The sequence below is a fragment of the Kutzneria chonburiensis genome (genome assembly GCF_028622115.1).
In the GTDB taxonomy this organism is placed as follows: domain Bacteria; phylum Actinomycetota; class Actinomycetes; order Mycobacteriales; family Pseudonocardiaceae; genus Kutzneria; species Kutzneria chonburiensis.
This window is the reverse complement of the sequence record NZ_CP097263.1, coordinates 9,701,785-9,726,500: the sequence shown is the minus strand read 5'-3', so window position 1 is coordinate 9,726,500 and position 24,716 is coordinate 9,701,785. Positions and strand designations below refer to the sequence as shown.

The 24,716-nt window shown below is 69.9% G+C and carries 25 protein-coding genes and 1 pseudogene; 10 read left to right on the top strand and 16 right to left on the bottom strand.

Translation table 11 applies throughout. From position 1 onward, the window contains the following. The first annotated feature begins 7 nt into the window (after positions 1-7). The 5 genes from sucB (at position 8) to M3Q35_RS45205 (ending at position 5,152) form a co-directional block, all read left to right on the top strand. Positions 8-1,771: a 2-oxoglutarate dehydrogenase, E2 component, dihydrolipoamide succinyltransferase gene (gene sucB, locus M3Q35_RS45225; protein WP_273938770.1), complete on the top strand. Its 1,764-nt coding sequence runs from the start codon at positions 8-10 to the stop codon at positions 1,769-1,771. Between the two features lie 179 nt (positions 1,772-1,950). After that, complete coding sequence (locus M3Q35_RS45220) at positions 1,951-2,847, top strand: TIGR01777 family oxidoreductase (RefSeq protein WP_273938769.1); 897 nt, start codon at positions 1,951-1,953, stop codon at positions 2,845-2,847. 9 nt (positions 2,848-2,856) lie between these two features. Continuing rightward, on the top strand, positions 2,857-3,588 hold the full coding sequence (gene lipB, locus M3Q35_RS45215; RefSeq protein WP_273938768.1) for a lipoyl(octanoyl) transferase LipB: 732 nt from the start codon (positions 2,857-2,859) through the stop codon (positions 3,586-3,588). Positions 3,589-3,656: 68 nt separating this feature from the next. Continuing rightward, positions 3,657-4,688, top strand: coding sequence for a serine hydrolase (locus tag M3Q35_RS45210; protein WP_273938767.1), 1,032 nt, complete (start codon positions 3,657-3,659; stop codon positions 4,686-4,688). A gap of 5 nt (positions 4,689-4,693) precedes the next feature. Continuing rightward, entirely contained in the window at positions 4,694-5,152 is a 459-nt protein-coding gene (locus M3Q35_RS45205) for a winged helix-turn-helix domain-containing protein (RefSeq protein ID WP_337960534.1), read from the top strand. 6 nt (positions 5,153-5,158) lie between these two features. Here the strand turns inward: M3Q35_RS45205 and M3Q35_RS45200 are convergent, their stop codons facing one another. Then, entirely contained in the window at positions 5,159-5,938 is a 780-nt protein-coding gene (locus M3Q35_RS45200; RefSeq protein WP_273938765.1) for an alpha/beta fold hydrolase, read from the bottom strand. A gap of 11 nt (positions 5,939-5,949) precedes the next feature. Beyond that, positions 5,950-6,888, bottom strand: a complete 939-nt coding sequence (locus M3Q35_RS45195) for an LLM class F420-dependent oxidoreductase (protein ID WP_273938764.1) — start codon at positions 6,886-6,888, stop codon at positions 5,950-5,952. Positions 6,889-7,038: 150 nt separating this feature from the next. Here M3Q35_RS45195 and M3Q35_RS45190 point away from each other — a divergent pair, with 150 nt between their 5' ends. Further along, positions 7,039-7,959 (top strand): LysR family transcriptional regulator, encoded by a 921-nt coding sequence (locus M3Q35_RS45190; protein ID WP_273938763.1) that lies wholly within the window; start codon positions 7,039-7,041, stop codon positions 7,957-7,959. On the opposite strand, the gene M3Q35_RS45185 is transcribed toward M3Q35_RS45190, so the two are convergent. Further along, a complete protein-coding gene (locus M3Q35_RS45185) occupies positions 7,871-8,536 on the bottom strand; it encodes a TetR/AcrR family transcriptional regulator (RefSeq protein ID WP_273938761.1) in 666 nt (221 codons plus the stop codon). The genes M3Q35_RS45190 and M3Q35_RS45185 overlap by 89 nt on opposite strands. A gap of 95 nt (positions 8,537-8,631) precedes the next feature. On the opposite strand from M3Q35_RS45185, the gene M3Q35_RS45180 reads away from it, so the two are divergent. Together M3Q35_RS45180 and lipA are read left to right on the top strand one after the other, a co-directional pair. Beyond that, entirely contained in the window at positions 8,632-9,072 is a 441-nt protein-coding gene (locus tag M3Q35_RS45180; RefSeq protein WP_273938760.1) for a hypothetical protein, read from the top strand. A 36-nt stretch (positions 9,073-9,108) separates the two neighbouring features. Continuing rightward, positions 9,109-10,116 carry a lipoyl synthase gene (gene lipA, locus M3Q35_RS45175; RefSeq protein WP_273938759.1) on the top strand — a complete coding sequence of 336 codons (1,008 nt, stop codon included), beginning with the start codon at positions 9,109-9,111 and terminating at the stop codon, positions 10,114-10,116. A gap of 70 nt (positions 10,117-10,186) precedes the next feature. Here the strand turns inward: lipA and M3Q35_RS45170 are convergent, their stop codons facing one another. From M3Q35_RS45170 to M3Q35_RS45150, 5 genes and pseudogenes are all read right to left on the bottom strand, one after another. Next, positions 10,187-10,624: a hypothetical protein gene (locus M3Q35_RS45170; protein WP_273938758.1), complete on the bottom strand. Its 438-nt coding sequence runs from the start codon at positions 10,622-10,624 to the stop codon at positions 10,187-10,189. A gap of 166 nt (positions 10,625-10,790) precedes the next feature. After that, a pseudogene (locus M3Q35_RS49125) lies at positions 10,791-11,210 on the bottom strand (serine hydrolase domain-containing protein); the annotation flags it as partial. A 19-nt stretch (positions 11,211-11,229) separates the two neighbouring features. After that, positions 11,230-12,264 (bottom strand): saccharopine dehydrogenase family protein, encoded by a 1,035-nt coding sequence (locus M3Q35_RS45160; protein WP_273938756.1) that lies wholly within the window; start codon positions 12,262-12,264, stop codon positions 11,230-11,232. Between the two features lie 117 nt (positions 12,265-12,381). Then, on the bottom strand, positions 12,382-13,191 hold the full coding sequence (locus tag M3Q35_RS45155; protein WP_273938755.1) for a M48 family metalloprotease: 810 nt from the start codon (positions 13,189-13,191) through the stop codon (positions 12,382-12,384). Positions 13,192-13,590: 399 nt separating this feature from the next. Further along, complete coding sequence (locus M3Q35_RS45150) at positions 13,591-13,971, bottom strand: hypothetical protein (RefSeq protein ID WP_273938754.1); 381 nt, start codon at positions 13,969-13,971, stop codon at positions 13,591-13,593. 309 nt (positions 13,972-14,280) lie between these two features. Between M3Q35_RS45150 and M3Q35_RS45145 the strand changes: the two genes are divergently transcribed. Further along, on the top strand, positions 14,281-15,573 hold the full coding sequence (locus M3Q35_RS45145) for a cytochrome P450 (RefSeq protein WP_446685267.1): 1,293 nt from the start codon (positions 14,281-14,283) through the stop codon (positions 15,571-15,573). Here the strand turns inward: M3Q35_RS45145 and M3Q35_RS45140 are convergent. Genes M3Q35_RS45140 through M3Q35_RS45125 form a run of 4 tightly spaced genes read right to left on the bottom strand, consistent with a single transcriptional unit; the run spans position 15,497 to position 18,319 of the window. Next, positions 15,497-15,766 carry a ferredoxin gene (locus M3Q35_RS45140; RefSeq protein ID WP_273938752.1) on the bottom strand — a complete coding sequence of 90 codons (270 nt, stop codon included), beginning with the start codon at positions 15,764-15,766 and terminating at the stop codon, positions 15,497-15,499. The two genes, M3Q35_RS45145 and M3Q35_RS45140, sit on opposite strands and share 77 nt — an antisense overlap. Next, entirely contained in the window at positions 15,763-16,764 is a 1,002-nt protein-coding gene (locus M3Q35_RS45135; protein ID WP_273938751.1) for an NADH-ubiquinone oxidoreductase-F iron-sulfur binding region domain-containing protein, read from the bottom strand. Before M3Q35_RS45135 ends, M3Q35_RS45140 begins: the two co-directional genes overlap by 4 nt. Continuing rightward, positions 16,761-18,134 carry an FAD:protein FMN transferase gene (locus tag M3Q35_RS49165; protein WP_273938750.1) on the bottom strand — a complete coding sequence of 458 codons (1,374 nt, stop codon included), beginning with the start codon at positions 18,132-18,134 and terminating at the stop codon, positions 16,761-16,763. Before M3Q35_RS49165 ends, M3Q35_RS45135 begins: the two co-directional genes overlap by 4 nt. Next, positions 18,131-18,319, bottom strand: a complete 189-nt coding sequence (locus M3Q35_RS45125; RefSeq protein WP_273938749.1) for a hypothetical protein — start codon at positions 18,317-18,319, stop codon at positions 18,131-18,133. The genes M3Q35_RS49165 and M3Q35_RS45125 overlap by 4 nt, the downstream gene beginning before the upstream one ends. A 115-nt stretch (positions 18,320-18,434) precedes the next feature. Between M3Q35_RS45125 and M3Q35_RS45120 the strand changes: the two genes are divergently transcribed. After that, entirely contained in the window at positions 18,435-20,264 is a 1,830-nt protein-coding gene (locus M3Q35_RS45120; protein ID WP_273938748.1) for a glycoside hydrolase family 9 protein, read from the top strand. A gap of 181 nt (positions 20,265-20,445) precedes the next feature. Here M3Q35_RS45120 and M3Q35_RS45115 read toward each other — a convergent pair whose 3' ends face one another. From M3Q35_RS45115 to M3Q35_RS45095, 4 genes are all read right to left on the bottom strand, one after another. Further along, on the bottom strand, positions 20,446-21,156 hold the full coding sequence (locus M3Q35_RS45115) for a DsbA family protein (RefSeq protein WP_273938747.1): 711 nt from the start codon (positions 21,154-21,156) through the stop codon (positions 20,446-20,448). Between the two features lie 52 nt (positions 21,157-21,208). Beyond that, positions 21,209-21,790, bottom strand: a complete 582-nt coding sequence (locus M3Q35_RS49110; protein WP_379793712.1) for a Clp protease N-terminal domain-containing protein — start codon at positions 21,788-21,790, stop codon at positions 21,209-21,211. Position 21,791: 1 nt separating this feature from the next. Further along, entirely contained in the window at positions 21,792-22,034 is a 243-nt protein-coding gene (locus tag M3Q35_RS45100) for a helix-turn-helix domain-containing protein (protein WP_273938746.1), read from the bottom strand. Between the two features lie 166 nt (positions 22,035-22,200). Next, positions 22,201-24,549, bottom strand: coding sequence for a glycoside hydrolase family 95 protein (locus M3Q35_RS45095; protein WP_273938745.1), 2,349 nt, complete (start codon positions 24,547-24,549; stop codon positions 22,201-22,203). Positions 24,550-24,716: the final 167 nt, after the last annotated feature.

Below are 24,716 nucleotides of genomic sequence, written 5' to 3'. Positions count from 1 at the left end.
CTAACCCATGGCCTTCTCCGTCCAGATGCCGGCACTCGGCGAGAGTGTCACGGAGGGCACCGTCACCCGCTGGCTCAAGCAGGAGGGTGAGCGGGTCGAGGTCGACGAGCCCTTGCTGGAGGTCTCCACCGACAAGGTCGACACCGAGATCCCGTCGCCGGCCGCCGGTGTGCTGACGCGCATCGTCGTCAAGGAGGACGAGACCGTCGAGGTCGGCGCCGAGCTCGCCGTGATCGGCGACGGCAACGGCGCGTCGGCCCCGTCGACCCCCGCCCCGGCGCAGGAGCAGCCGGCCGCCGCGCCGGAGCCCGAGCCGGCCCAGGCGCAGGCCCCGGCCGCCGCCCCGGCGCCGCAGGCCGAGGCCCCGGCCCCGGCCGCCGGTCCGGCCCAGGGCACCGAGATCACCATGCCGGCGCTCGGCGAGAGCGTCACCGAGGGCACGGTCACCCGCTGGCTCAAGCAGGTCGGCGACAAGGTCGAGGTGGACGAGCCGCTGCTGGAGGTGTCCACCGACAAGGTCGACACCGAGATCCCGTCGCCGGTCGCCGGCACGCTGCTGGAGATCTCGGCCGGCGAGGACGCCACCGTCGAGGTCGGCGGCAAGCTGGCCGTGATCGGTGACGGCGCGGCGGCCCCGGCTGCTGCCCCCGCCCCCGCTCCCGCGCCTGCCGCTCCGGCGGCCCCGGCTCCGGCTCCGGCTCCGGCCGCACCGGCCCCCGTGGCCCAGGCTCCCGCGCCCGCCGCACCCGCGCCCGCCCCGGCGGCTCCGGCCGCGCCGGCTCCTCAGGCGCAGGCTTCTTCCTCGGACGACGCGAACGGCTCGCCGTACGTGACGCCGCTGGTGCGCAAGCTGGCGTCGGAGAACGGCATCGACCTGAACTCGTTGCAGGGCACCGGTGTCGGTGGCCGCATCCGCAAGCAGGACGTGCTCGCCGCCGTGGAGGCCAAGAAGGCCCCCGCCCCGGCGCCGGCCGCCGCTGCCCCGGCTGCTGCCGCCCCGTCGGCCCCGGCCGCCGTGTCGGCCGCGCCGTCGCCCGAGGCCCAGGCGCTGCGTGGCACCACGCAGAAGATGCCGCGGATCCGGCAGACCATCGCCAAGCGCATGGTGGAGTCGCTGCAGATCTCCGCGCAGCTCACCACCGTGATCGAGGTCGACATCACCCGTATCGCGCGGCTGCGCGACCGGGCCAAGCGCGGCTTCGAGGCGCGCGAGGGCGTGAAGCTGTCGTTCCTGCCGTTCTTCGCCAAGGCGGCGGTCGAGGCGCTCAAGCAGCACCCGCAGGTCAACGCCTCCATCAACGACGAGACGATGGAGGTCACCTACCACGGCGCCGAGCACCTGGGCATCGCCGTGGACGCACCGCGCGGCCTGATGGTGCCGGTGATCCACAACGCCGGTGACCTCAACATCGCCGGCATCGCCCGCAAGATCGCCGACCTTGCCGAGCGCACCCGCAACAACAAGATCAAGCCGGACGAGCTGTCGGGCGGCACCTTCACGCTGACCAACACCGGCAGCCGTGGCGCCCTGTTCGACACGCCGATCCTGAACCAGCCGCAGGTCGGCATGCTCGGCACCGGCGCGGTCGTGAAGCGCCCGGTCGTGGTGGCCGACGAGGCCGGCGGCGACACCATCGCCATCCGGTCCATGGTGTACCTGGCCCTGTCCTACGACCACCGCCTCGTCGACGGCGCGGACGCGGCCCGCTTCCTCACCACGATCAAGCACCGCCTGGAAGAGGGTGCCTTCGAGGCCGACCTCGGCCTCTGATCCACCCCGCCCTTGTGTCAGGAAGGGCCCCTTACTGACGTTCAACGTCAGTAAGGGGCCCTTCCTGACGTTCAAGGCCAGGATCGGTCCCTTGATCAAGGGGGGCGCGTTGCCCGTGCCCCCGTCTCGGGAATACCCCCGGTGCTGCGGCGGATCGGTCCGCGAGGGACGATCTGGGCATGCGCGTCGTGGTCGCCGGGTCGTCCGGCTTGATCGGTTCCGCCCTGCTCCCGGTGCTGCGGCACGCCGGACACGAGGTGCTGCGCCTGGTGCGCCGTCCGGCGGCGGCGCGGGACGAGCGCAGCTGGGACCCGCCGGCCGGCCGGATCCAGGACGGCACGCTGGACGGCGTGGACGCGGTGCTCAACCTGTGCGGGGCGGGCATCGGCGACAAGCGCTGGAGCCAGGCCCGCAAGCAGACCCTGCTGGACTCCCGGGTGGAGCCGACGGAAGTGCTGGCAGCGGCGGTGGCTGAGCACAAGATCCCGGTGCTGGTGAACGCATCGGCGGTCGGCTACTACGGCGACACCGGTGATCGTGAGGTCGACGAGTCGGGACCGAAGGGCCAGGGGTTCCTGGCCGACCTGGTGCACGAGTGGGAGTCGGCGACCCGGCCGGCGGCCGACGCCGGGGCCCGGGTGGTGTTGCTGCGCACCGGCCTGGTGTTCGCCGAGTCGGGCGGCCTGCTGGGCAAGCTGAAGCCGTTGGTGCAGTTCATGCTGGGCGGCAAGCTGGGCGACGGCAGTCAGTACTGGCCGTGGATCTCGCTGGACGACGAGCTGGCGGCGATCCGGTTCGTGCTGGAACACGAGGACATCTCGGGCCCGGTCAATCTGTGCGCGCCGGAGCAGCTGACCAACGCCGAGCTGACCAGGACGCTGGGCGAGGCGATGGGCCGGCCGACGCCGTGGACGGTGCCGGGCTTCGCGCTGCGGGCCGTGCTGGGCGAGTTTGCCGACGAAGGCGTGCTGATCGGCCAGCGTGCGACGCCGAGGGCGCTGCTGACACACGGCTTCCGGTTCCAGCACGAGACGCTGGCCACAGCCCTTCCGGAAGTGCTGGGCCAGCGGGCGTAAAGTCGCTGTGTGACGACCATTTCCTGCCGCGCCACGGCCGATCCCGTGCAGGTGCGGCCGCTGGGCACCATCGACTACGCGGAGGCCTGGGAGCTCCAGCGGGAGCTGCTGGCCGCCCGCGCAGACGGCACCGGTCCGGACACGTTGCTGCTGCTGGAGCACCCGTCGGTCTACACCGCCGGCAAGCGCACCGAGCCCGAGGACCGGCCGCAGGACGGCACCCCGGTGATCGACGTCGACCGCGGCGGCAAGATCACGTGGCACGGCCCGGGCCAGCTGGTCGGCTACCCCATCGTCAAGCTCAGCGACCCGGTCGACGTCGTCGACTACGTGCGGCGCATCGAGCAGGCCCTGATCCACGTGTGCGACCAGCTCGGCGTGGCCACCGGCCGGGTCGAGGGCCGCAGCGGCGTGTGGCTGGCCGCCGACGGCGACCGCCCCGAGCGCAAGATCGCCGCCATCGGCATCCGGGTGCAGCGCGGCGTCACCATGCACGGCCTGGAGATCAACTGCAACGCCGACCTCGGCGCCTTCGGCAAGATCATCCCGTGCGGCATCCGCGACGCCGGCGTCACCTCGCTGAGCGCCGAACTGGGCCGTGACGTCACAGTCGCCGAGGTGCAGCCCCTGGTCCAGGCGGCCGTGCTGGCCGCCGTCGATGGCACGCTGCCGGTGACCGTCCGCGACATCCAGCGCAGCGCCCCTTCCGCCGCCGGCGTGACCTTCTCCCTGTCTTCGTAGCCAACAGCTGACGCCACCCCCTCTTCTCTGATATTCCGTAACTACGGAAAAACGGAAGAGGGGGCTTCATGCTGTCCAGGAGAAGCTTGTTAGCCGGTGCCGCGGCCGTCGCGGCGGTGCCGCTGCTCACGCCGGCCCGGGCCATGGCCGACGCGCCGACCACCGACTGGGTCCAGTGGCTGGCGCAGCGCCGTGACCACGTCAGCCTGTACGCCGACGACGGCCGGGGACGACGGTTGGCACTGCGGCCCAATCACCAGGTGCCGATGGCCTCGGCGTACAAGGCGATCCACGCGGCGACGTTCGCCGGCAGCGGCATCAGCCCGCAGCGCCAGATCAAGATCCGCGACTGGGAGGCGCCCTACCTGCCCGGTCTGGACGGCGGCGCGCACCCGGCCGCGCTCACCAGGCTGAACATCCCGAACGACGGCCGCCGAGCCACCGATCCCGACCAGTTGGTGCCGCTGGACTGGGTGGTACAGGCCGCGATCATGGAGAGCGACAACGCGGCCGCCGACTACCTCCGCGATCTGCTCGGTGTGCCGGCGCTGCGCCGGACCGCCGCATGCGGTGGGTGGCCGAACGCCGAGATGGCGACCGAGCTGGGCGACATGCTCCGACTCTGGTGGCCAGGGACCAGCGAAGAGCTGTCCGCGCGGTTCCTGTCCGACGCATCGTTCAAGCAGGCGGCGCTGGCGAAGCTGGCCGAGCTGCCGACCCCGCAAGCACAGTTGGCCTGGACACCGACCACACACCGCGGCACCGCCCTGGACGTGGCCGCACTGCACCGATCCATCGCGACCGGCCGCATCCCGGGGCGGCGCTACCTGGAGCAGCTGTTGGCCGGGGCACTGCTGCCCGGCGAGCTGGGTATCGGCTTCAAGGGTGGAGAGCTGCCGGGCGTGCTCAACTTCGGCCTCTCGCTGCGCCGCGCGGACGGCACCATCGCCACGACCGCGGTGCTGGCGACGGGGCTGCCATTGGCCGACTACCTCACCCTGCACGACGGCCAGGTCGACTACTTCGTCCAGGTCGTGCTTGGCATGCTGCGCGACCCGGTGACCTGGCAGCGGGTCGCGCGTGACGTCGTGCATGCTTGACGACCGTGTCTGACTACGACGATCGGATCGCCGATCTCGAACGCCGCGTCGCCGCCCTCGAAGGCAAGGCCGCGGTACCCGACCCCGTGGCCGCCGGCATCGTCGGCTATCAGGGCGAGGTGGAGTTCGGCGGTCCGTTGTCGTGGCAGATCCGGTTCGGCGCGGCGGGGACGCTGCAACTGCCGGACGGCCCGCGCGTGGACGTGCTCGCCGCGCTGGGCCATCCGGTGCGTGCGGCGATCGTCCGGCACCTCATCGCCAATGGCGCGCAGCCCGCGCCGGCCCTGTCGGAGGCCGCCGGGCTGCGCTCCACCGGCCAGCTCTACCACCACCTCAAGTCGCTGGTCGCGGCCAAGGTCGTGGAGCAGGACAGCCGCGGCAGCTACCAGGTGCCGCCGACGGCCGTCATTCCGCTGCTGGTGATGCTCACCGCCGCGTCCGATGTCGCCGGACAGCTTCGCTGACCTGCATCAATCCGTAGTTCGGGGTGCCGGAGCGCGGGACTCGCGGAGAAATTGGCTCAGGTGAGCCGCCGCGCGAGCCGGTTCCTCGGCGGGGTACAGGTGACCAGCACCTGGTTCCACGACCAGTGACGCGTCTCCGAGCCTGTTCGCGAGCTCGGCTACGGCGTCGACCGGGGCGATGCCGTCGCGAGTGCCGGTCACGAGCACGGTCGGCACGGTGACCTGCGCGGCCAGGTCGGCGAACTTGGTGTCGAAGTAGCTCAGGAACGCTTCCGTCATGGCCCGCACGCTGGCGTTGCGATAGTTCTCGTAATCCATGTCGAGAATCCACCGCCGCCGGGCCTTGTCCTTGGTGACGATGACGAACGCGTCGGCGAGGTAGACAGCAGGTTTGCTGCACAGCCAGAAGCGCGCCGCACGTTCGGGCAGCCAAGCGCCGATGCGGTAGTAGAGCTTGCCGAGCCACGCGGTCAGGCCCGTGGCCTCCGAGACCGGGTTGAACAGGCACAAGCCGTCGAGGGCGGCCCCGTAGCGCGCTGCGTAGACGAGCGAGATGGACGCGCCCAGGGAGTGGCCGGCGAGCACGAAACGGTCCAAGCCCAGGGACAGGCGCAGGCGCTCGATCTCGGCGGCGTAGTTCTCCAACGTGTGCGGCACGGCCAACGGCGGCGACGCGCCGTAGCCCGGCAGGTCCGGCACGATGACGTCGACACCGTCGAGCGCATCGGCCAGTTCCCGCAGGCCACGACGATCGCCGCCGAGCCCGTGCAGCAGAAGTACGGTCACGCCGGCTGAGGTCACTTCGGCCACTTGGCCGCGACCTCGGCAGCGAACAGATCGAGGTGCGCCAGGTCGGACAGGTCCAGCACCTGGAGGTAGATCCGGTTGGTGCCGGTGCCCTCGTGCCAGGCGCCGACGCGGTCCACCACCTCGGCCGGGGTGCCGCAGAAGCCGTTGACCTTCAGCTCCTCGACGTCACGGCCGATGGCGGCGGCACGACGCGCGACCTCGGCGTCGTCACGGCCGACGACCACGGGATGCGCCACCGACATGGTGATCGAACCCGGGTCACGGCCGATGACCTGGCAGGCGGCCCGGACGCGGTCGAACTGGGCGGCCGAATCGGCGATCGAGGAAAACCCGATGTTGAACTCGTCGGCGAACTTCGCGGCCAGCCGCGGCGTCCGCCTGGCGCCGTGGCCGCCGATCAGGATCGGCGGACGCGGACTCTGCACGGGCTTGGGCAGCGCCGGCGAGTCGGTCAGCTGGTAGTGCTTGCCGGCGAACGAGTAGGTCTGCCCGGCCGGCGTGCCCCAGAGGCCGGCGATGATCTCCACCTGCTCCTCGTACTGGTCGAAGCGCTCGGCCAGGCCCGGGAACGGGATCCCGTACGCGGTGTGCTCGGCCTCGAACCAGCCGCTGCCGATGCCCAGCTCGACCCGGCCGCCGGACATCTGGTCGACCTGCGCGACCGAGATGGCCAGCGGGCCCGGGTGACGGAAGGTGATCGGGCTCATCAGCGTGCCCAGTCGCAGCCGGGAGGTCTCGCGGGCCAGACCGGCCAGCGTGATCCAGGCGTCGGTCGGGCCGGGCAGGCCGTCGGCCGAACCCATCTTCAGATAGTGGTCGGAACGGAAAAAGGCGTCATAGCCGGCGTCCTCGGCGGCGCGGGCCACCCGGAGCAGGTCGGTATAGGTCGCCCCTTGCTGGGGCTCGGTGAAGATCCGAAAGTCCACCAGCACAACGTAACCACCGGCCGCCAGTTGGGCCGTTCGGCACTAATGAATCCGTCAGACGTTGCCCGCGCCCCCCGTCACGGACATAGGGTCATCGGTGACGCCGCGTGCTGTTGCCAACCAAATACCGCCGAGAACCGGGTGATCAGCATGGAGTTGCGCCAGTTGACGCACTTTGTCGCCGTAGCGGAGGAGTGCCACTTCACCAGGGCCGCACGCAGACTGCACATCGCGCAGTCCAGCCTTTCCGCATCGATCCAGACGCTCGAGCGCGAGCTCGGCGCCCAGCTGTTCGTGCGGGACAAGCGCCAGGTCCGCATGACCGACGCCGGCCGGGCCCTGCTGGTGGAGGCCCGCCGCGCGCTGAGCACGGTGACCGCCGCCCGCGAGGCCGTCGCCGCCGTGCAGGGCGGTCTGCGCGGCCGGGTCAGCGTCGGCCTGTCCCGGGCTGTCGACCATGGTCACCTGATGGCCGCGCTGGGCCGCTTCCACCGGGCCCACCCCGATGTGGAGGTGGTGCTCGGCCACGATTCCTCGGCTCGGCTGCTCGACCAGGTCCGGGACGGGCGGCTGGACCTGGCCCTGGTGCTGGCGTCGGCGAACCGCCTGGCCGGCGGTGACGGCGTGACCGTCGCGCCGGTACGGCCGGAACGGCCGGTGGTGGCCTGCGGGCCCGACCACCGGTTCGCCCAACGCAACACGGTCGGCCTGGCCGAGCTCCGGGCCGAGACGCTGGTGGAGTTCCCCGGCGGCGGCAACGAGTTCGGTGGCAAGGTCACGTTCCACGCCGACGACGTGCAGACCATGCTGGACGTCGTCGCGGCCGGGCTCGCGGTAGCAGTGCTGCCGCGGACCACGGCCCGCGGCCGGGCCGGGGTGCGGTTCGTGGAGTTGCAGGGCGAGACGCCGGCGTGGGAGCTCATGCTCGCGCACCCGGAGCGGTCCAATGCCGCGGCCGGCGCCCTGTTGGCCGCGCTGCTGGCTAGTGGCGACGACGCCGTGACAGTCGATCGGCCGGTTCCGCCGACGGCGCGCCAGCACCTGCTGCTGCCGGTCGGCGCAGTCCGCTGACCACCCTCGTGATCGACCAGGCCACTTCCTCACTGGCCTTGCGCGGGTCGGCGGCGCCGGCGATCATGCTGGCGCCCGCCGACAGCGCGCCGTAGAGCAGCCGGGACATGACGTCGACCGGCATCTCCTCGATCTCGCCCGACTCGACCAGCGCCTGCACCGAAGCGCGGATCACACCGAAGCTGTAGTGCTCCTCGGCTTCACGCCAGCGGGCCCACCCCATCACCACCGGACCCTCGTGCACCACGATGCGCTGGAACGCCGGATCGAGGCAGACCCGCACGTAGGCCCGCAGGCCGGCCATGGCGGTCTCCCATGGGTGGCCGGGGCCGCTGACGATCTCGCCGAGGCGGCGCATCGCCTTCGTCTCGACGATGTCGAAGGCCGCCTCGAACAGCGCCTGCTTGCCGCTGAAGTGGTGGTAGAGCGCGCCTTTCGTGACGCGGGCGCGCTTGGCCACCTCGTCGAGCGAGGTGCCGGCGTAGCCCCGTTTGGTGAACAGCTCGACAGCACTGTCCACCAGGGCGTCCCTGGTGGATTCCGAGTATTCGAGTCGTCTCGACCGCGCTGTCGCCACGCTCACAACTGTATCCACATACCGCCGGTACGTACCCGTGGTATGGTCGTCGTGTCGGACATACCGCGAGTATGCCGAAGACCGGAGGTACGACGATGAGCTGGAACGACTACTACCGTCGCCGGGACGTCATCGACGCCGTACTGGCCACCACCGGCACGATCGAGGCCGCCTTCACCCAGGTGCCCGACGCTGCCGCCGTGTTCGCCGACACCGACGAGCTGCTGCTCGCGCTGGACCACAAGTGGACCCGCGCGCTGACCGCCCGCATCGGGCTGGCGCTGTCGGACACCGAGCGCGACCGGGTCGACGCCGTCTCCGCCGCGTGGCGCCGCGCCGTCGCGGACAACCCCGCTCTCAGGCGTTTGCTCGACGAGAACTCGAACGGCGTGCTGGCCGACGCGGTCGCCCGTGAGCACCGGATGCTCGCGCTGGCCGCGGGGCTGGCCGAGTTCACCGAGCCCAACGAGGTTCTCGAGCGGGTCGGCGGCGCTTTCGCCGCGCTGCTGCGTGGCCGGGTGCCCGCCGCTGCGTGACCCCGGCCACGTGGGGTCGAAGCGTAAGGTGAGCGTGTGACAGAGGTCGTCCCCGAGGGCCGCAAGCTGCTGCGACTCGAAGTGCGCAACAGCCAGACCCCTATCGAGAAGAAGCCGTCCTGGATCAAGACCCGGGCCCGCATGGGTCCCGAGTACCAGGAGCTCAAGGGGCTGGTCCGCCGCGAGGGCCTGCACACCGTGTGCGAGGAAGCCGGCTGTCCCAACATCTACGAGTGCTGGGAAGACCGGGAGGCCACCTTCCTGATCGGTGGCGACCAGTGCACCCGGCGCTGCGACTTCTGCCAGATCGACACCGGCAAGCCGGCCGAGTTCGACCGCGAGGAGCCGCGCCGGGTGGCGGAGTCCGTGCAGGCGATGGGGCTGCGCTACTCCACGGTGACCGGTGTCGCCCGCGACGACCTGCCCGACGGCGGGGCCTGGCTGTACGCCGAGACCGTGCGGCAGATCCACGCCATGAACCCCGGGACCGGCGTCGAGCTGCTGATCCCCGACTTCAACGCCGAGCCCGACCAGCTGGCCGAGGTCTTCTCGTCCCGGCCCGAGGTGCTCGCGCACAACCTCGAGACCGTGCCGCGCATCTTCAAGCGCATCCGGCCCGCGTTCCGCTACGAGCGGTCCCTCGAGGTGATCACCAAGGCCCGTGAGGCCGGGCTGGTCACCAAGTCCAACCTCATCCTGGGCATGGGCGAGACGCCGGAGGAGGTGACCGAGGCGCTGCACGACCTGCACGAGGCCGGCTGCGAGATCATCACCATCACCCAGTACCTGCGGCCCAGCGTCCGCCACCACCCGATCGAGCGCTGGGTCAAGCCCGAGGAGTTCGTGGCCCACTCGGCCGACGCCGAGAAGATCGGCTTCTCCGGCGTGATGGCCGGGCCGCTGGTCCGCTCCTCCTACCGTGCCGGCCGGCTGTACGCCACCGCCGTGCACAAGCGCGGCGAGCAGCTGCCGGCCAACCTGGAGCACCTGCTCCAGGCCGGCTCCGCCGCCCAGGAAGCCAGCACCCTGCTGGCACCCCGCTAGAACTCACGTCGTGAAGGGGGCTTTCCCGCACTCCGAGTGCGGGAAAGCCCCTTCACGCACTTGTGATGGGTCAGCGGTAGCCGGTGAATGTGTAGAACGGCTGGTCGACGGTGAGGCCGCCGTCCTCGTGCAGAAGTAGCCGGACGTCGGGGTCGTCCGCGCAGATGAGGGTGGTCTCGTCCAGGCGACGCAGCGGGTGGCGAACCTTGCGGCCGAACGTGAACGTGAGGCCGTCGCCCTCGGCGGTGAGCTCGGCGACACTGTCGTCGACACGGTAGGCGCCGGCCAGTTCGAGTGGCATCGGCCCCGCCGGCGGCACGACCGGCGCCGGCCGACCCAGGAACTTCTCGGCCAGGTCCAGCACCACCTGGTAGATGGCAAGGCCCTTGTGGTTGCCGAGCAGGATGATGCTGAAGTCCTCGTCGGGGAACCGGACGTAGAGGTCGGAGAACCCGTCCAGGCCACCGGAGTGCGCCGCGTACCGGGCGCCCCGGTAGTCGCCGAGCACCCAGCCAAAGCCGTACCTGGTGGCTCGGCCCGAGGTCAGGACCCCGGGGACCGTGAGGCGAGGTCGAACTCGTGTCCCTTGAGAAACCGGTCGTACCGCACCATGTCGTCGAGGGTGCTGAGCAGGGCGCCGGCCGCAGCACGTGCTCGGCGACGACGTCGCCGTAGGGCGAGCCGGTGACGGCCTCGATGATCAGGCCCAGCAGCCAATACCCGGTGTTGCTGTACGCGTATCGCGAGCCGGGCGTGAAATTGAGGGGCAGGCCGGTGAAGAAGGCCAGGGCCTCGTCGCTGGTGTGGGACAGGAAGCGCCGCTCTTCGAACTCGGGGATCAGCATCTGTTCGGGAAGGCCCGAGGTGTGGTTGAGCAGCTGCCGGATCGTCACGTCCCGGCCCGGCACCGGATAGTCCGGCAGATATTCGCCGATCGTGGTGTCGAGATCGATCAAGTGCTGCACGACCAATGCCGTGAACGACTTGGTGATCGACGCCACCGGGAACACGGTGTCCGCCGCGACGGGTTGCCGCCACTCGAGGTCCGCGAAGCCCGAGCACTCCTGGTGGATGACCTCCCCACCGCGGATCACGGCAATGGCGGTTCCGGGCTTATCCGATGGGGCTGAGCTCGACACCGTCCAACTCTGTCACGAACTCCGCGCCGAAGGCGGTGGAAGGGGTGTGGGCGCCGGGCTTGGCTTCACCGGCGACGAGCTTCAGCGCGGCGCGGAGGGCGGAGTCGGCAGTGAGGAGGTACGGGTTGGGGCCGGTGAGGGTCATGGAGAGCTGACGGCCGGCGGCGTTGCGGACGGCGCCCCAGACTTCGCAGCGGCTGGAGGTGCGGGTGCGCTCGGAGGGACCGGGGATGAAGCCGGCGAGGCGCTGGGCGAACTGCTGGGCGGCGGGGCTGCGGAGGATCGGGGCCAGCAGGCTCTGGGCGGTGGCGGCGAACTCGGGAACCGTGGTGTAGGTGGTGATGGTGGGAATGCCGGTGGAGCGGAAGGCGGTGCTGAGATCGCCCCACGGCACGGAGCCGACGCGACGGGGACGTGAGGCGAACTCGGCGACCCGGCTGCGGTGCCCGACGGGAACGGTGACCAAGGAGCCGTCGACCCGGGCGCGGCCACCGGTGGTGATGCCCTCGACGGTGGTCTTCATGGTGCCGGGACTCATGCCGCCACCGGCCAGGAAGGCCAACTCGAGCTCGACGGCGTCGGGGAGCTCCCGCGCGAGCAGGGCGGCGACGCCGTCGGTGGGCACGACGTCGAAGCCGGCGCCGGGCAGCAGGACGACACCGGCACGCTGAGCCTCGCCGTCACGGGCGAAGATCCGCTCGAAAACGTCGATCTCGCCGGTGATGTCGACGTAGTGGGTGCCGGTGGCCAGGCAGGCGTCGACCATCGGCTCGGAGGTCACGGAGAACGGCCCGGCGCAGTGCACGACGGCATCGACGTCGCCGAGGGCCTCGCACAGCCGGTCCTGGTCGTCCAAGGGCACGGCCCGGTGCTCGAGCCCGAACTCACGGGCGAGCGGCTCGAGCTTCTCGGCCGACCGCCCGGCCAGCACGGGGCGTTCGCCGCGCTGCCCGGCGAGCTGGGCGATGAGCCGTCCGGTGTAGCCGTTGGCGCCGTAGACCATCCACATGCACCGAGTATGACCATCAGGAGCCGCCGTTGCTGCTCCCGCCACAACAACGGCGGCCCGCGTCTCGATACTGCGCCGGGGCGCACGGGCCCCGCCAGGCTCGATGGGGCAGATCGGTCAGTCCTTGGGGCCGAACCAGCCGGTCATCCGCTCGGGGTCGAGCACGGCGTTGCGCCGCAAGGACAACGGCGGATGGCTGAACGCGCCCCACAGCCGCGTCAGCGGGTTGCGCGAACGCCACTTGGTGAAGGCGTCCATCGCGGCGACGCCGGAGCGCTGCCCGGCGCAGCGGGAGGCGATCCGGTCGCAGTCGAGTTCACGCGTCCAGGTGTAGGTCACGGCGAGTGTGAGCGCGATGCACGCGATCACGGCGGCCGCCGGCCAGGGCAACACCCACAGTGACAGCGCCGAGATGGTGAGCAGGTACACGGCGACGACGGTCTGCCGCAGGGTGTCGTGCCGGGCGAGGTGCGCGAGCTCGTGCGCGACGACAAAAGTGGTGGCCAGCGGGATGCGGTCGAGCATGCCGTCATTGAGCAGCACCACCCCGTGCCGGCCGGCGCGGTAGGAGCGGCCGACCGCGCGGGAGCCGACGCGGACTCGCACATCGGGGATCCCGGCAAGCGCTATCCCGGCCGCCAGCTGGGGCGCCAGCAGGGCCGGCCGCAGCCGGGTCCGCCGCTGCAACTGGCGTAACCGGGCCACCCGGATCAGGACGGCGGCGGCCAGCACGGCCATCGGCACGTCGACGACATATCCCAGCACCCGCAAGGCGTCCTCGCCGGCCAGCAGCACCAGCAACAGCGCGGCCGCGAGGTAGCAGCCGCCGACCGACGCCAGCCACCGGACGAGGTCTCGGTCCCTGGGCAGCACGGAGCCGACCACCTGTTCGTCAGCCGGAACCGGCTGCCCCTCCACCGAAGACACGTGCGCAGCGTACTTCCGTTCGGTCCACAGCGGACCTCCGACGACAGACGTTATGAAGTCGATTCGCGACGGAGCGTGAACTATGCGCCACGACCGCACAAAACCGACACGCATCGCTCCACGTTCACGGGGATCACCGCGGCCGCGAAACGGTCACCACTCCAGTGGCAAGGTCGAGCCGGGACGGGTCCGACGACTCGGACAGATGAGCCGAAGCACCGCGCCGGCAAGCGCTTGCCACGCCACCGGCCATCCGTGTCGACGGTATTCGGCGTCACCGCCGGCCGACACCCGACATGAGCAAGGGATCGTGCCGGCAGCTCGTCACCGCGGCGTCACGGACCCCTCTCCGCGGCAGTCGTTTGGTCCCGGCCGATCCGTGGATCGGCGGCGGCGCGGTCACCGGTGATGATGGCCACCCCAGTCGCCGCCGTTGCAGCAGTACGTCGGATATCCCGGTTGGGGAAGGACAAACGTGGTGGTGACGGTGGTCGCGGTGGTCGTGGTCGACGTCGGCTTCGTGACGGGAGCCACGGCCCGCGCCGGGGCGGCGCTGGTCGTGGTGGTGACCGTCACGGAGGTGGCGTCGCCCAGCAACGTCGTCGACGTGACCGGATCCGGCCCGCGATACGGCTGCGGGACCGGTTCCGAGGTCCGCAGCGGCGCACTGGACGTGCGCGGCCCGAAGCCGATGATCGCGGACAGCACGAGAACGATTCCCAGCGCTGCCAACACGAACACGTACCAGGGCGGCCGATTTCCCGGCTCCTGCCCACTCATGCGACCCCCTTGACCGATCGAGTGGGCAGAGGCTAGTTGGGAAGCATGATCGGCTCAAGCCCCTTGACCCGATCGGCAGATCCACTGTGGATCCGAGGTGTGCTCGACAATTTCCACCGGGACGCGATCAGGTAACGACACGGTCCAGGCGTGAACCGAAGCGTGCACTACCCGGATTTCAAGTGACCCGGCACCGCTCACGAGAGCGCGCGCGGGCACCGGCCGCCGTGACGGCCGGGTGACCACCTCGTGTCGGTTGGCCGAATGCTGGGACGACCCTCAGGAGCCGACTGGTATCTTGAATTCATGATGAAGCTCGGCTCGCGCATTACCTCACGCATTACGTCGTGGATCGTGCGCAGGCAGATGGCGAGGACAGGGCAGGACGGATTCGATCTGTCGCGTATCCCCTTCATTCCCGATTCCGCCCTCATGCCGCTCGAGCGCGAGGGTGTCCACCCGGTCGACGACATGCGCCGGCAGCGCGAGTCCGAGCCGGTCACCCGGCTCAAGCTGCCCCTTGGCTTCCGGGCCTGGCTGGTCACCGGCTACGAGGAGTCCCGAGCCGTGCTCGGCTCGGCCGACAACTTCAGCAACGACTTCGCCAATCTCACCGGCAGTTTCGGCATCACCGCCGAGCAGAATCCGGGCGGTCTCGGTTTCTCCGACCCGCCGCTGCACACAAAGCTGCGCAAGGTGCTCACGCCGGAATTCACCATCCGCCGGCTGAGCCGGCTCACGCCGCGCATCGAGCGCATCGTGGCCGACACGCTGGACACCATCGAGCGTGAGGCCGAGGACGGCCCGGTCGACCTCATGCAGGCCTTCGCGCTGCCGATCCCGTGCCTGACCATCTGCGAGCTGCTCGGCGTCGACTACGAGGACCGCGACGACTTCCAGCGCCTCGGCGCGGCCCGCTTCGACCTGTTCGGCGGGGCCAGCGCCTCGCTCGGCGCGATCTCCGAGTCGCTGGTGTACCTGCGCGGTGTGGTGGCCAAGCAGCGCAAGAACCCGGGCGACGACCTGCTCGGCCAGATCATCAAGGAGCACGGCGACACCATCGACGACGATGAGCTGGCCAGCATCGCCGACGGCCTGCTGACCGGCGGTTTCGAGACCACCACGTCGATGCTGGCCCTGGGCACCATCGTGCTGCTCCAGGACCCGGCGGCGTTCGAGCGGCTGCGCACCGACGACGAGTCGATCAACGCCTTCGTCGAGGAGCTGCTGCGGCTGCTGACCGTGGTGCAGGTGGCGTTCCCGCGCTTCGCCCGCAAGGACATGGTGCTGGGCGGCCAGGAGATCAAGGCCGGCGACGTGGTGATCTGCTCGCTGTCCGGGGCCAACCGGGACGCCGTGCTCGGCCCGAACATGGAGGACTTCGACCCGGACCGGCCGACCTCGTCCTCGCACCTGGCCTTCGGGCACGGCATCCACCGCTGCATCGGGGCCGAGCTGGCCAAGATGGAGCTGCGCATCGCCTATCCGGCGCTGGTGCGCCGATTCCCGAGGCTGCGGCTGGCGGTCAGCCCCGAGGAGCTGGCGTACCGGCAGGTGTCCATTGTGTACGGTGTGGACGAGCTGCCGGTGCTGGTGGACTGACGGCTTTCAGGCTGATCGCGAGGCGGGGGCACAGCCGTGCCGCCCGCCTCGCGTGTTCCTCGAGGTGATCCGGGACGGTCGCATCGGTGATCAGCGGATAGCCCCAGGGATCGGTGGAGATCAATTCCGGCAGCAGTTCCGCGCACAATCCGCGGCCGTCGCAGGCGATCCAGTTGATGTGCAGCTCATTCATCGGTACTCCCCCGCGAATGCGGTCAGCGCGCTTCTGACGAGCCGGGCCGTGCCGTCCGGGTGATGGCAGGCGCCGCGGCCGTCGACCAGCCCGACGAGCCGGTAGACCTGGTCCATACGGCGTGCGGCCAGCGCTTCGGCCAGCGCCGGCAGGCCGAAGCGGCAGGGCCCACACCGCCGGGTGCTCTGCGACGCCAGGTAGTTGACGATCTCCGTGGTCTTGGCCAGCCCGCTTTCGTTGGCCGACAAGGCAATCGCCACACCGGCGCCCGGATCCGTGATCACGTCTCGCGGCGTCAGCCAGGTGCCGTGGTAGCCGCCGACCAGCACGGCCCTCGTCTCGCCCGCACCGGCCAGGTCCAGAAGCCGTTGCACGGCCACGTTCTTCTCGACCTCGTAAACGCCGGGTCGTTGCACCGCACCGGAAACGGTGGCCAGGAACGTGTCGTGTCGGCGGAACCACCTCGGGCCGTAGCGGGCGATCTGCGCGATGCGGGCCAGCGTCTCGACGTTCTGCACCAGCATGTCGTCGCGGCTTTCGCCGGTCGGCAACGGTGTGCGTCCGTTGACGGCGGCCATGACAGCCGATGATTCGCCGGCGGTGAAGGCATCTGGCGCGGCTAGGCACGTGAGCGGGTAGCGGTCGGATTTCCGTTGCGGGACAACGGCACCGTAGAGGTAGACCCGGCTCGCGCCGACGGCTTCCGCGGTCAGTTGCAGGCCGTCCAGCACAAGGTGTCGGCACTGTTGGAGCAGCACTTTGTCCTTACGGCTGAACGGTTCGCCCTCGGCGGCGTTGGCGATGACCACCGGCCGGTCGGTGACCGCGGTGCGGGCCAGCTTGCGCCAGGTCGGGAAGTTCGCGCCGCCACGACCGGTCAACCCGGCTTCTTGCAGGGCCCCGATGAGCACGCCGGGCGTTCGCGGCCAGGGCAGCGGGCCGTTGCGGGCGATGTGCTCGTCCTCGTCCCGCGCGGCGGCGTCGAGCAGGGGCCTCATGTGACGAACCTCCAGGTCACGGCGGTGGCAACGGTGGTGGTGCAGGCCACGGCCAGCACGCCCATCCACACCTGCGCGGCGTCGGTGCCGGTGCCGAGGGCGTGCGCGAGGGCGATCGGCCAGATCGCGTAGGCGGCCCAGTGGATGGCCCGCCAGGTCCGCAGGCCGAGCCGGGCCCGGTTCAGGCTGGTGACCAGCACGATCAGCAGCAGGTCGAAGGCCAGCGTGCCGAGACCGAGCCAGAACGGCTGGTAGGAGCCGACGAACGGGACCAGCAGGTCGATCGGGTTGAGGTCGGCGTAGGAGTCGAACAGCAGGGTCAGGACGTGCACCAGGACCAGGCCGAGCCCGATCAGGCTGGCGTTGCGGTGCACGGTGGCGATGGCGAACCGCGGCAGCCCGGCCAGGGTTTCCCTTGCCTGGTGGCGATTCCCAGCGTGAGCGAGACCGTGAGCAGGACCAGCGCCATCACGCCGGCGCCGCGGGCGATGTACCAGATCACGGCCAGCCGCCCAGGGTTCGGACCGATCCGTCGGCGGCGACCAGCCGGGCCGGCACGTTGTGCTCGCGGAGCATCGTGAGCGCCTGATTGCCGTTGACCAGCGCGGCCGTGGTGAGCGTGTTGGCGTCGGTGCAGTTGTCGGCGACAACCGTGACGCAGCGCCACATTCGTGGCGCTGGTTGACAGGTTCGGGGTCGAGGATGTGGTGCAGCAGGCGATCGCCGCGCCGCCACTGGCGACTGCGGGTGCTGGACGTCGCGATCGCCTTGCCGGCCGGCATCGTCACCACGCAGGACGGGTCGTCGTCACGGTCCTGCACCAGCACCTGCCAGCCGTGGGGTGCAGGTCCGGCGGTGGCGATGTCACCGCCGAGGCTGACCAGCACGCCCGTGTCGAGCGCATCGGCCACCAGCCGGGCGCAGCAGTCGGCGGCGAACGCCTTGGCCGTCGCACCGAGATCCAGCACCGTGTCCTTCGGCAACGTCAAGGTATTGCCGGACAACGTGACGCTGCGCCAACCGGCAATCTTCACGGTGACAGCGAGACCATCTACGTCCACTATGGACAGATCACGGTCGTAGCCGAGGGCGCACAACGCGTTGCCCACGGTCGGATCCACCGCCCCGTCGCTGTCCTCGGCCGCCCGCAGCGCCACCTCCACCAGCGTCGCCAGCAGCGGGCTGACCTGCACGGGACCGCTGCTGCGACCGGCCGCCATCAGCTCCGAGTCCGGGCGGAAACGGCTGCATGCCAGGTCGATTTCGGACAGCATCGACTCGATCAGCACCCGCGCGGCCGGCAGCGTCGACGGCTCCGTGACGACAACCCGGGCCGTGGTGCCCCAGACCGGCCATTCCTCGGCCTTCACGATCCCCCCGTTCTGGCCATCGGCTCCGTGCCGGTCGACAGCTGGCTGTCCGAGGTCGACGTGGTCTTGGTCTGGTCGGAGTGGCTGACCACGGCGGCCACCGCCACCGCACCGCCGACGCCGACCAGCGCGAGCGCCGCGGTGATCACGGCGGCGCTGCGAATCCCCTGCTCCCGAGCGTTCATGGCTCCACACTGCGCCGCCGAGCTGTGGACCAGCTGAGCCCGCGCTGTGGGCATTTCCTTGACCGTCACCGGGTCGACACCTAGGGTGACCAATTGTTAAGGAGGTTTACTAATAATGTCTGAGTCCGCATCGGAGCAGTCACCCACCCGCCGCCGCTTCCTCCTCGGCACCGCCGCCGTCGCCGGCTCGGCCGCCCTACCGTCGCCAGGCTTCGACGCCGGCCCTAAACCCTTGGTGTTGGCCAACAACGTCGGCTACGAGCCGACGGCCAGCAAGCGTGTGGTGATCGCCGCCGGCAAGGCATCGCCCGCACCCAAGGCGTACCAGGTGATCGACAACGCCACCGGCAAGACCGTGTCCGGCGGGTTGGCGAAGTACATCGGGCCGGTCAAGGACTGGCTGGCCGACCAGGTGCCGGCCGTGCCCGGCTACTACTGGGTCGCCGACCTGACCTCGTTCACCCGCGTCGGCCAGTACGTGGTCACCGTGGACGGCGGCCGCTCGCAGCCGTTCTGGATCGAGCCGAACGTGCTGGAGCGGCGCACGATGTCGCACCTCGTGCACTACTTCAAGGACTCCCGCAGCTCCGGCCAGTACGACAAGGCCGACCGCAAGCTGCCGCTGAAGTCCGGCGGCACCTTCGACGCCAGCGGCGGCTGGTACGACGCGGCGGCCGACTGGGGCAAGCACTTCACCCAGCTGTCCAACCTGTCGTACTTCAACACGCTGTCCATCCCGCTCACCGCGTGGGCGCTGGCCGCCACCCACGACCAGCTGGCCCGGCGGAACAACACCGACCTGGTCGGGGTGCTGGGCTGGATCCAGGACGAGGCGCTGTTCGGGGCCGACTACCTGACCCGCGTGCACCCCAAGGGCGGCTCGTTCTACAGCTCGGTCAGCCAGCCCGAGGCCGACGACCTCGGCGCCGACCCGACCCAGCGCAGCCTGAGCACCCGGCAGGTCGACTTCCGTGAAGGCGGCGGGCTGGCCATCGCCGCGCTGGCGCGGTCCAGCACGTATCCGGTGTCCGGCGACTACTCGTCAGCCGACTATCTTGCCGCCGCGGAAGACGCTTTCGCCTATCTGGTCGTCAACAACGTGTCGTTGCTGAATGACGGCAAGGAGAACATCCTCGACGACTTCAACGTGCTGCTGGCCGCGACCGAGTTGTTCAAGGCCACCAAGAAGGACTCGTACCGGACGGTGGCCGACGCACGTGCGGCGAGTTTGTGCGCGCGGCTCGTGTCGTGGCAGGGATATCACGACTACTGGCGGGCCGACGACGCCGACCGCCCGTTCTTCCACCCGTCCGACGCCGGCCTGCCGGTGGTCAGTCTGCTGACGTACCTGGACATCGCCACTGATGTCCAGAAGGCGAAGGTGCTCGACGTGGTGCGGCGGGCCATGCAGTTCGAGCTGAACGTGACCGGCGAGGTGCCCAATCCGTTCGGCTACGCGCGGCAGCTGGTGCAGGACGGAAAGGGCACGCGGTACAGCGGCTATTTCTTCCCGCACAACGTCACGCCGCGCACCGACGACGCGTGGTGGCAGGGCGAAAACGCCCGGCTGGCGTCGATGGCCTCGGCCGCTCGGCTGGCCGCCGGTTTCTATACGGGGTCGTTCGCGGCGAATCTCCGGGCGTACGCGCAGGACCAGCTCAACTGGATCGTCGGCGTGAACCCGTTCGACGTGTGCATGCTGGAGGGCACCGGCCGCGACCAGCCGCTGTACCTGGAGTACGCGGACGGGCAGAAGGTCGGCTCGTGGCGTTGGCTGCGTTCGGCCGGCGGCATCGTCAACGGCATCACCGGCAAGTCCGACGACGGCCGTGGCCTGGCCTGGGATCCGGGCGAGGCGTTCACCGGGCCCAACACCGACTGGCGGTGGCTGGAGCAGTGGCTGCCGCACTCGACATGGTTCCTCTACGCCGCCGCGATCGGTTAGCGGACGCAGGGCCGGGCAGCAATGCCCGGCCCTACGCCATATTCCGCCACCACAAGCAGCCTCGCCGTGTCAAGCTTTTTTGTTTGGAAAGGGGCTTTCCAGCACTCGGAGTGGAGGAATGGCGCGTTGATCTTGCTGGTGCGGGCCGGATGGTGGGGGCGGCCGGTGCACGTGCAGTGGATCAGGCGCCGGTGAGCTGGCCCAGCCAGCCGGCCTTGCTGATGTCGACCTGGTTGTCGCCGTTGAGGACCGTGGGCGTGCCCTTGAAGTTCACCGAGTCGCGGGCCTTGTCGGTCTGGCCGTGCACCTCGGCGTCGAAGGTGCCGGCCTTGACCTCGTCGGCGAACTGCTGGCCGGTGATGCCCGCTTTGCGGCCGATGTCCACCAGCTGGTCGTCGGTGTAGCCGGACTGCCCCTCGGTCGGCTGCTGCTCGTACAGCGCGGCGTGGAACTCGGCGAACCGACCGGCCTTGGCCGCCGCGAGGGCGGCGTTGCCGGCCCGGAGCGAGTAGCCGGCCGGCGTGGTCTCGTTGTCGAGCAGGTCGAGCACGTGGTAGTTGACCCGGAGTTGGCCGGCCGTGATGGCCTTGGCCATGTCCTTGCCGTACGGGTCTTCCAGGTTGTGCTTGCAGTACGGGCAGAGGAAGTCCTCGTACACGTCCAGCGTGGCCTTGGCATTGGCGCTGCCGGCCACGACCGTGCCGTCTGCCTGCACGACGGTCGGATAGGCCCCGCCGGCCTGTGGCTCGTCGGCCATCGCGTGCGTGACGACCACGCCGCCGATGATCGCGGCGGCGATCACCACCACGGCCGCGACGAGCAGCAGGTTGCGCCGCCCGTCGGCCACTCCGCGTGCCGCCGCCACAGCGTCCCTGGTCTTGGTTGCGCCCACCGGAACACTCCTCCCTGTCCGCCCACCACGACGGACGGGAGGCGCGAACGGTTCACCCCGTCATGCGCGCCAGCACGGCCGGTCGCAGCGCGTCGACGTCAATGCCGAGGTTGCGGAGCACCTTCACGCCGACCCCTTCGACCGCCGCACCGCTGCCGCCGTCACGGTCCTCGTCCGGCCGCTCCGCTTCGGCGAGAATGCCGAGCAGCAGGTGCTCCGGGCCGATCGTGTCGCTGTGCAGCTCGGCCATCTGCCGGAGCGTGTGCTCCAACGCCTTCTTGGCCCGCGGGGTGAACGGCGGCCGCGGGAAGTGGAACTTGCCGGGGCCGAACGTCTCGTCGGCACGGCGGCGGATCTCCTCCACGTCGATCCCGATCGCCGCCAGCGCCTCCGTGGCACCCTGCGCGCCGACCGGCTGCACTCCGCTGGCCACCAGCACGTCAGCAATCTCGGCCCGTAACGCTTTGACCGTTACCCCGCTGTCCCGCAACACACTGCCGGCGATGGTGCCCGGCATGTCGGCCAGTCCGACCAGCACGTGCTCCGTGCCGATGTAGTCGTGTCCTTGGGCCATGGCCTCGTCTTGGGCCAGCACCAGCACGCGCTTGGCGGGGTCGGTGAACTTCTCGAACACGTCAGGCCTCCTTGTACTGCGCCTTGCGGCGGTTGGCGTGCTTCTCGTGCACGGATTGGCGACTGACCGCGAGCGCAGTGGCGATGTCCTGCCAGGACCAGCCTTGTTCACGGGCACTGTCCACGTGCAGCCGCTCAAGTTCTTCCAACAGCCGCCGCAGCGCCACGACCGCCCTCAGCCCGATGGCCGGGTCCTTGTTGGTGATCTGCCCGGCCAGCTCGGCCGGCGTGCTCTGCTCCGTCATGGTTGTCAGGTTAGCCTGACACGCCCCATGGTTGTCAAGGCATCCTGACAACGGTCGGCACCGCGTCGTACCGTGACGGAAAGCCGAACGGCCAGAGATCGAAAAGAACAGGCGAGTGGCCGGGCGGTGAGATCCCGCCCGGCCACTCGCCTGCTGTTGTGCGTGCCTAGATCACCTTCTGCGAAGTGTTGGCGGCCATGGTGATCGCGCGCTGCCAAGTGCCGGACTTCACGACGGTGCTGGTGCCGCCGACGCTGTGCAGGGTCAAGCCGGTGACCCTGCCGCTACGCCACTCGAGGTCGAGGGTGAAACCGCCGCGGACGCCGATGCCGGTGACGCGGCCGGACCGGGCCCACGCGGCGGGTAGCGCCGGCAGCAGGTCGATCTGGCCGGGGCGGGACTGGACGAGCATCTCCAGCATGGCGGTGGGCGCGCCGAAGTTGGCGTCGATCTGGAAGGTCGTGCGCTCGCCGAAGGAGTACATGTCGAACAGGTTGGGGGCGCTGCCGTTGCCGAAGTTGACGGACGGCGTCATCACGGTGAGCAACATCTGGTACGCCTTGTCGGCGTTACGCAGATGGGCCCAGCAAGCCGATCGCCACGCGCAGGCCCAGCCGAAGCTCTGCGTGCCGCGAGCGGTCAGCAGGTTGCGGACGCCGTCGATGATCTCCTTGGGGCTGCTCTCGACCCGAATCCGGTCGCCGGGGAAGAAACCGATCAACGGCGACAGATGCCGGTGCTTGGTGTCGCCCAGGTTGTCCGGCGACATCCACTCCTCCAGCCACCCGGTCTTCGGGCTGACAACAGGCAGATAAAGCTTGTCCCGCATGGCAATAATGGCGCGAGCGTAATCCTGGTCCTGACCGAGGACGGCAGTGGCCGCCTCATAGTGGGTGAACAGGTCCCAGGCCAACTCCTGCGAGTACGTGTTGCCGATGCCGTCCTGCGGCCCCTGCTCGGGCGACCAGTCATGGTCGTCGTAGAGCTTGCCGTCCTTCTCGATCAGCCGCGCCTCCCAGAACTGCACGGCCCCCTTGAGCAACGGGTAGATCTTGGTCAGGTACGCCTTGTCCTGGGTGAACTCGTAGTGCTGCCAAAGGTTGTTGCACAGCCAGGCATTGCCGGACGGGTGCCACCACCAGCCGCTGCCGCCGTACGGGTTCGTGGAGAAGGCCACCGCCCAACCGGCGATCTTGCCACTGCTGTTGCGGAAACGGTTGCGGGAGTCGTTGAACGCCTTCTGCGTGGTGGCCGTCCACGATGAAAGCTGGGACACGCAGTAGTCGGCGAAAGCGTTGAAGCACTGGGAAAGGCCGGCACGGTCGGGCAGCCAGTAGTTCATCTGGACGTTGATGTCGGTGTGGTAGTCGGCGTACCAGTCCGGGTTGTTGTTGGACACCCACAGACCCTGAAGGTTCAACGGCAGGCTGTCCCGCGAACCGGAGATCACCAGGTACCGGCCGAACTGGAGGTACATGGCCTCCAACTCCGGGTCGGGATCGGCGTGCGGGCCGCCGCGCTGCCACAGCCGGGCCCACGTGTCCAGGGACCGCTGCTGCGAGGACGACCGTCCCAAGTCGACAGTCATCCGGTTGTACAACGCCTGGTAGTCGGCGACATGCGTGTCCAGCAACACGCCGCCGGCCACGCCGGCGGCCTTGGACGCCTTCTGCCGGGCGATGGTGAGCGGGTCGACGGCGGCGTCCTTGAAAGCGGTCGCGGGCGTGGCGGCGTAGTTGGTGCCGCCGCTCACGACGATCAGCACCTCGCCACAGCCGGAGAACGCAACCTTGTTGCCCTGCAAGGAAACGCTGCCACCCTTGGCGCTGGCCGTGACAACCGTGGCGTACTTGAGGCCGTTGCCGAGCGTGCCGGCGAAGGAGATCGCGCCACCAGAGCCGGTCGTGGTCTCGCCGTGGGTGCCGGCCAGCGACACGGAGCCGGTGTAGCTGCCGCCGCCGGTCTGGGTCAGACGGATCACCAGCACGTCGTCGGGGTGGCTGCTGTACACCTCGCGCCGGTAGTGCGCGCCCTTGTACGTGTAGCTCGCGGTCACGACGCCGTTGCTCAGGTCCAGCCGCCGCCGGTAGTCCTTGACCGCCGACAGGGCGTGCGCGGGGATGTCGACGCCGACTCTGGCCAGTTGGCTGTAGCTGCCGAAATGCACCGAGTCGTAGTTCAGCTGGCCGTCGTCCTGTACTACGTCGTTCACATCGCCGGCCCAGAGCGTGATGTCGCTCAGGTAGACGAAGTCGCTGCCCGGGTCGCCGCCGACGAGGCCGCCGAGCCGGCCGTTGCCGACCGGCAGGCCCTGCTCGATGATCCGACCTTCTTCGGCCGGCGCCGGGTACCAGAGCGCCGTGGCGTCGGTGTCGGACACCACGTGAGCGTCCGCCGGACGGACCGGGTCGGCTTGCGCGGTGAACGGCCGCAGGCCCGTCATCGCGGCAGCTACGCCCAAAGCGCCGCCGAGGCGGAGCGCGTCCCGCCGGGTGTGGCCAGCTGACTCGGTCATCGTCGACCTCCTGAAGCGATCCGGGTGTCGCCCCGCAGCCTGGCCAAACATCGGATGAATGTCAATAATGCCTAATAAATTTGGCCGGGCCGCCGGCCGGTTCTGTCCGACGCGCGGCTGCGCCGGCGTCCGTTCAGGCAGAAGCGTTCCGCCGGTCGGTCGGCATC

Coding starts and splice junctions, on each gene's coding strand:
- M3Q35_RS45160 (WP_273938756.1), bottom strand. CDS start 12,264: ATGTGGATGGTCTACGGCGCCAACGGCTACACCGGACGGCTCATCGCC.
- M3Q35_RS45190 (WP_273938763.1), top strand. CDS start 7,039: ATGGAGTTGCGCCAGTTGACGCACTTTGTCGCCGTAGCGGAGGAGTGC.
- M3Q35_RS45135 (WP_273938751.1), bottom strand. CDS start 16,764: ATGAGGCCCCTGCTCGACGCCGCCGCGCGGGACGAGGACGAGCACATC.
- M3Q35_RS45120 (WP_273938748.1), top strand. CDS start 18,435: ATGTCTGAGTCCGCATCGGAGCAGTCACCCACCCGCCGCCGCTTCCTC.
- M3Q35_RS45140 (WP_273938752.1), bottom strand. CDS start 15,766: ATGAATGAGCTGCACATCAACTGGATCGCCTGCGACGGCCGCGGATTG.
- M3Q35_RS45210 (WP_273938767.1), top strand. CDS start 3,657: ATGCTGTCCAGGAGAAGCTTGTTAGCCGGTGCCGCGGCCGTCGCGGCG.
- sucB (WP_273938770.1), top strand. CDS start 8: ATGGCCTTCTCCGTCCAGATGCCGGCACTCGGCGAGAGTGTCACGGAG.
- M3Q35_RS45220 (WP_273938769.1), top strand. CDS start 1,951: ATGCGCGTCGTGGTCGCCGGGTCGTCCGGCTTGATCGGTTCCGCCCTG.
- M3Q35_RS45145 (WP_446685267.1), top strand. CDS start 14,281: ATGAAGCTCGGCTCGCGCATTACCTCACGCATTACGTCGTGGATCGTG.
- M3Q35_RS45125 (WP_273938749.1), bottom strand. CDS start 18,319: ATGAACGCTCGGGAGCAGGGGATTCGCAGCGCCGCCGTGATCACCGCG.
- M3Q35_RS45150 (WP_273938754.1), bottom strand. CDS start 13,971: ATGAGTGGGCAGGAGCCGGGAAATCGGCCGCCCTGGTACGTGTTCGTG.
- M3Q35_RS45095 (WP_273938745.1), bottom strand. CDS start 24,549: ATGACCGAGTCAGCTGGCCACACCCGGCGGGACGCGCTCCGCCTCGGC.
- M3Q35_RS45180 (WP_273938760.1), top strand. CDS start 8,632: ATGAGCTGGAACGACTACTACCGTCGCCGGGACGTCATCGACGCCGTA.
- M3Q35_RS45100 (WP_273938746.1), bottom strand. CDS start 22,034: ATGACGGAGCAGAGCACGCCGGCCGAGCTGGCCGGGCAGATCACCAAC.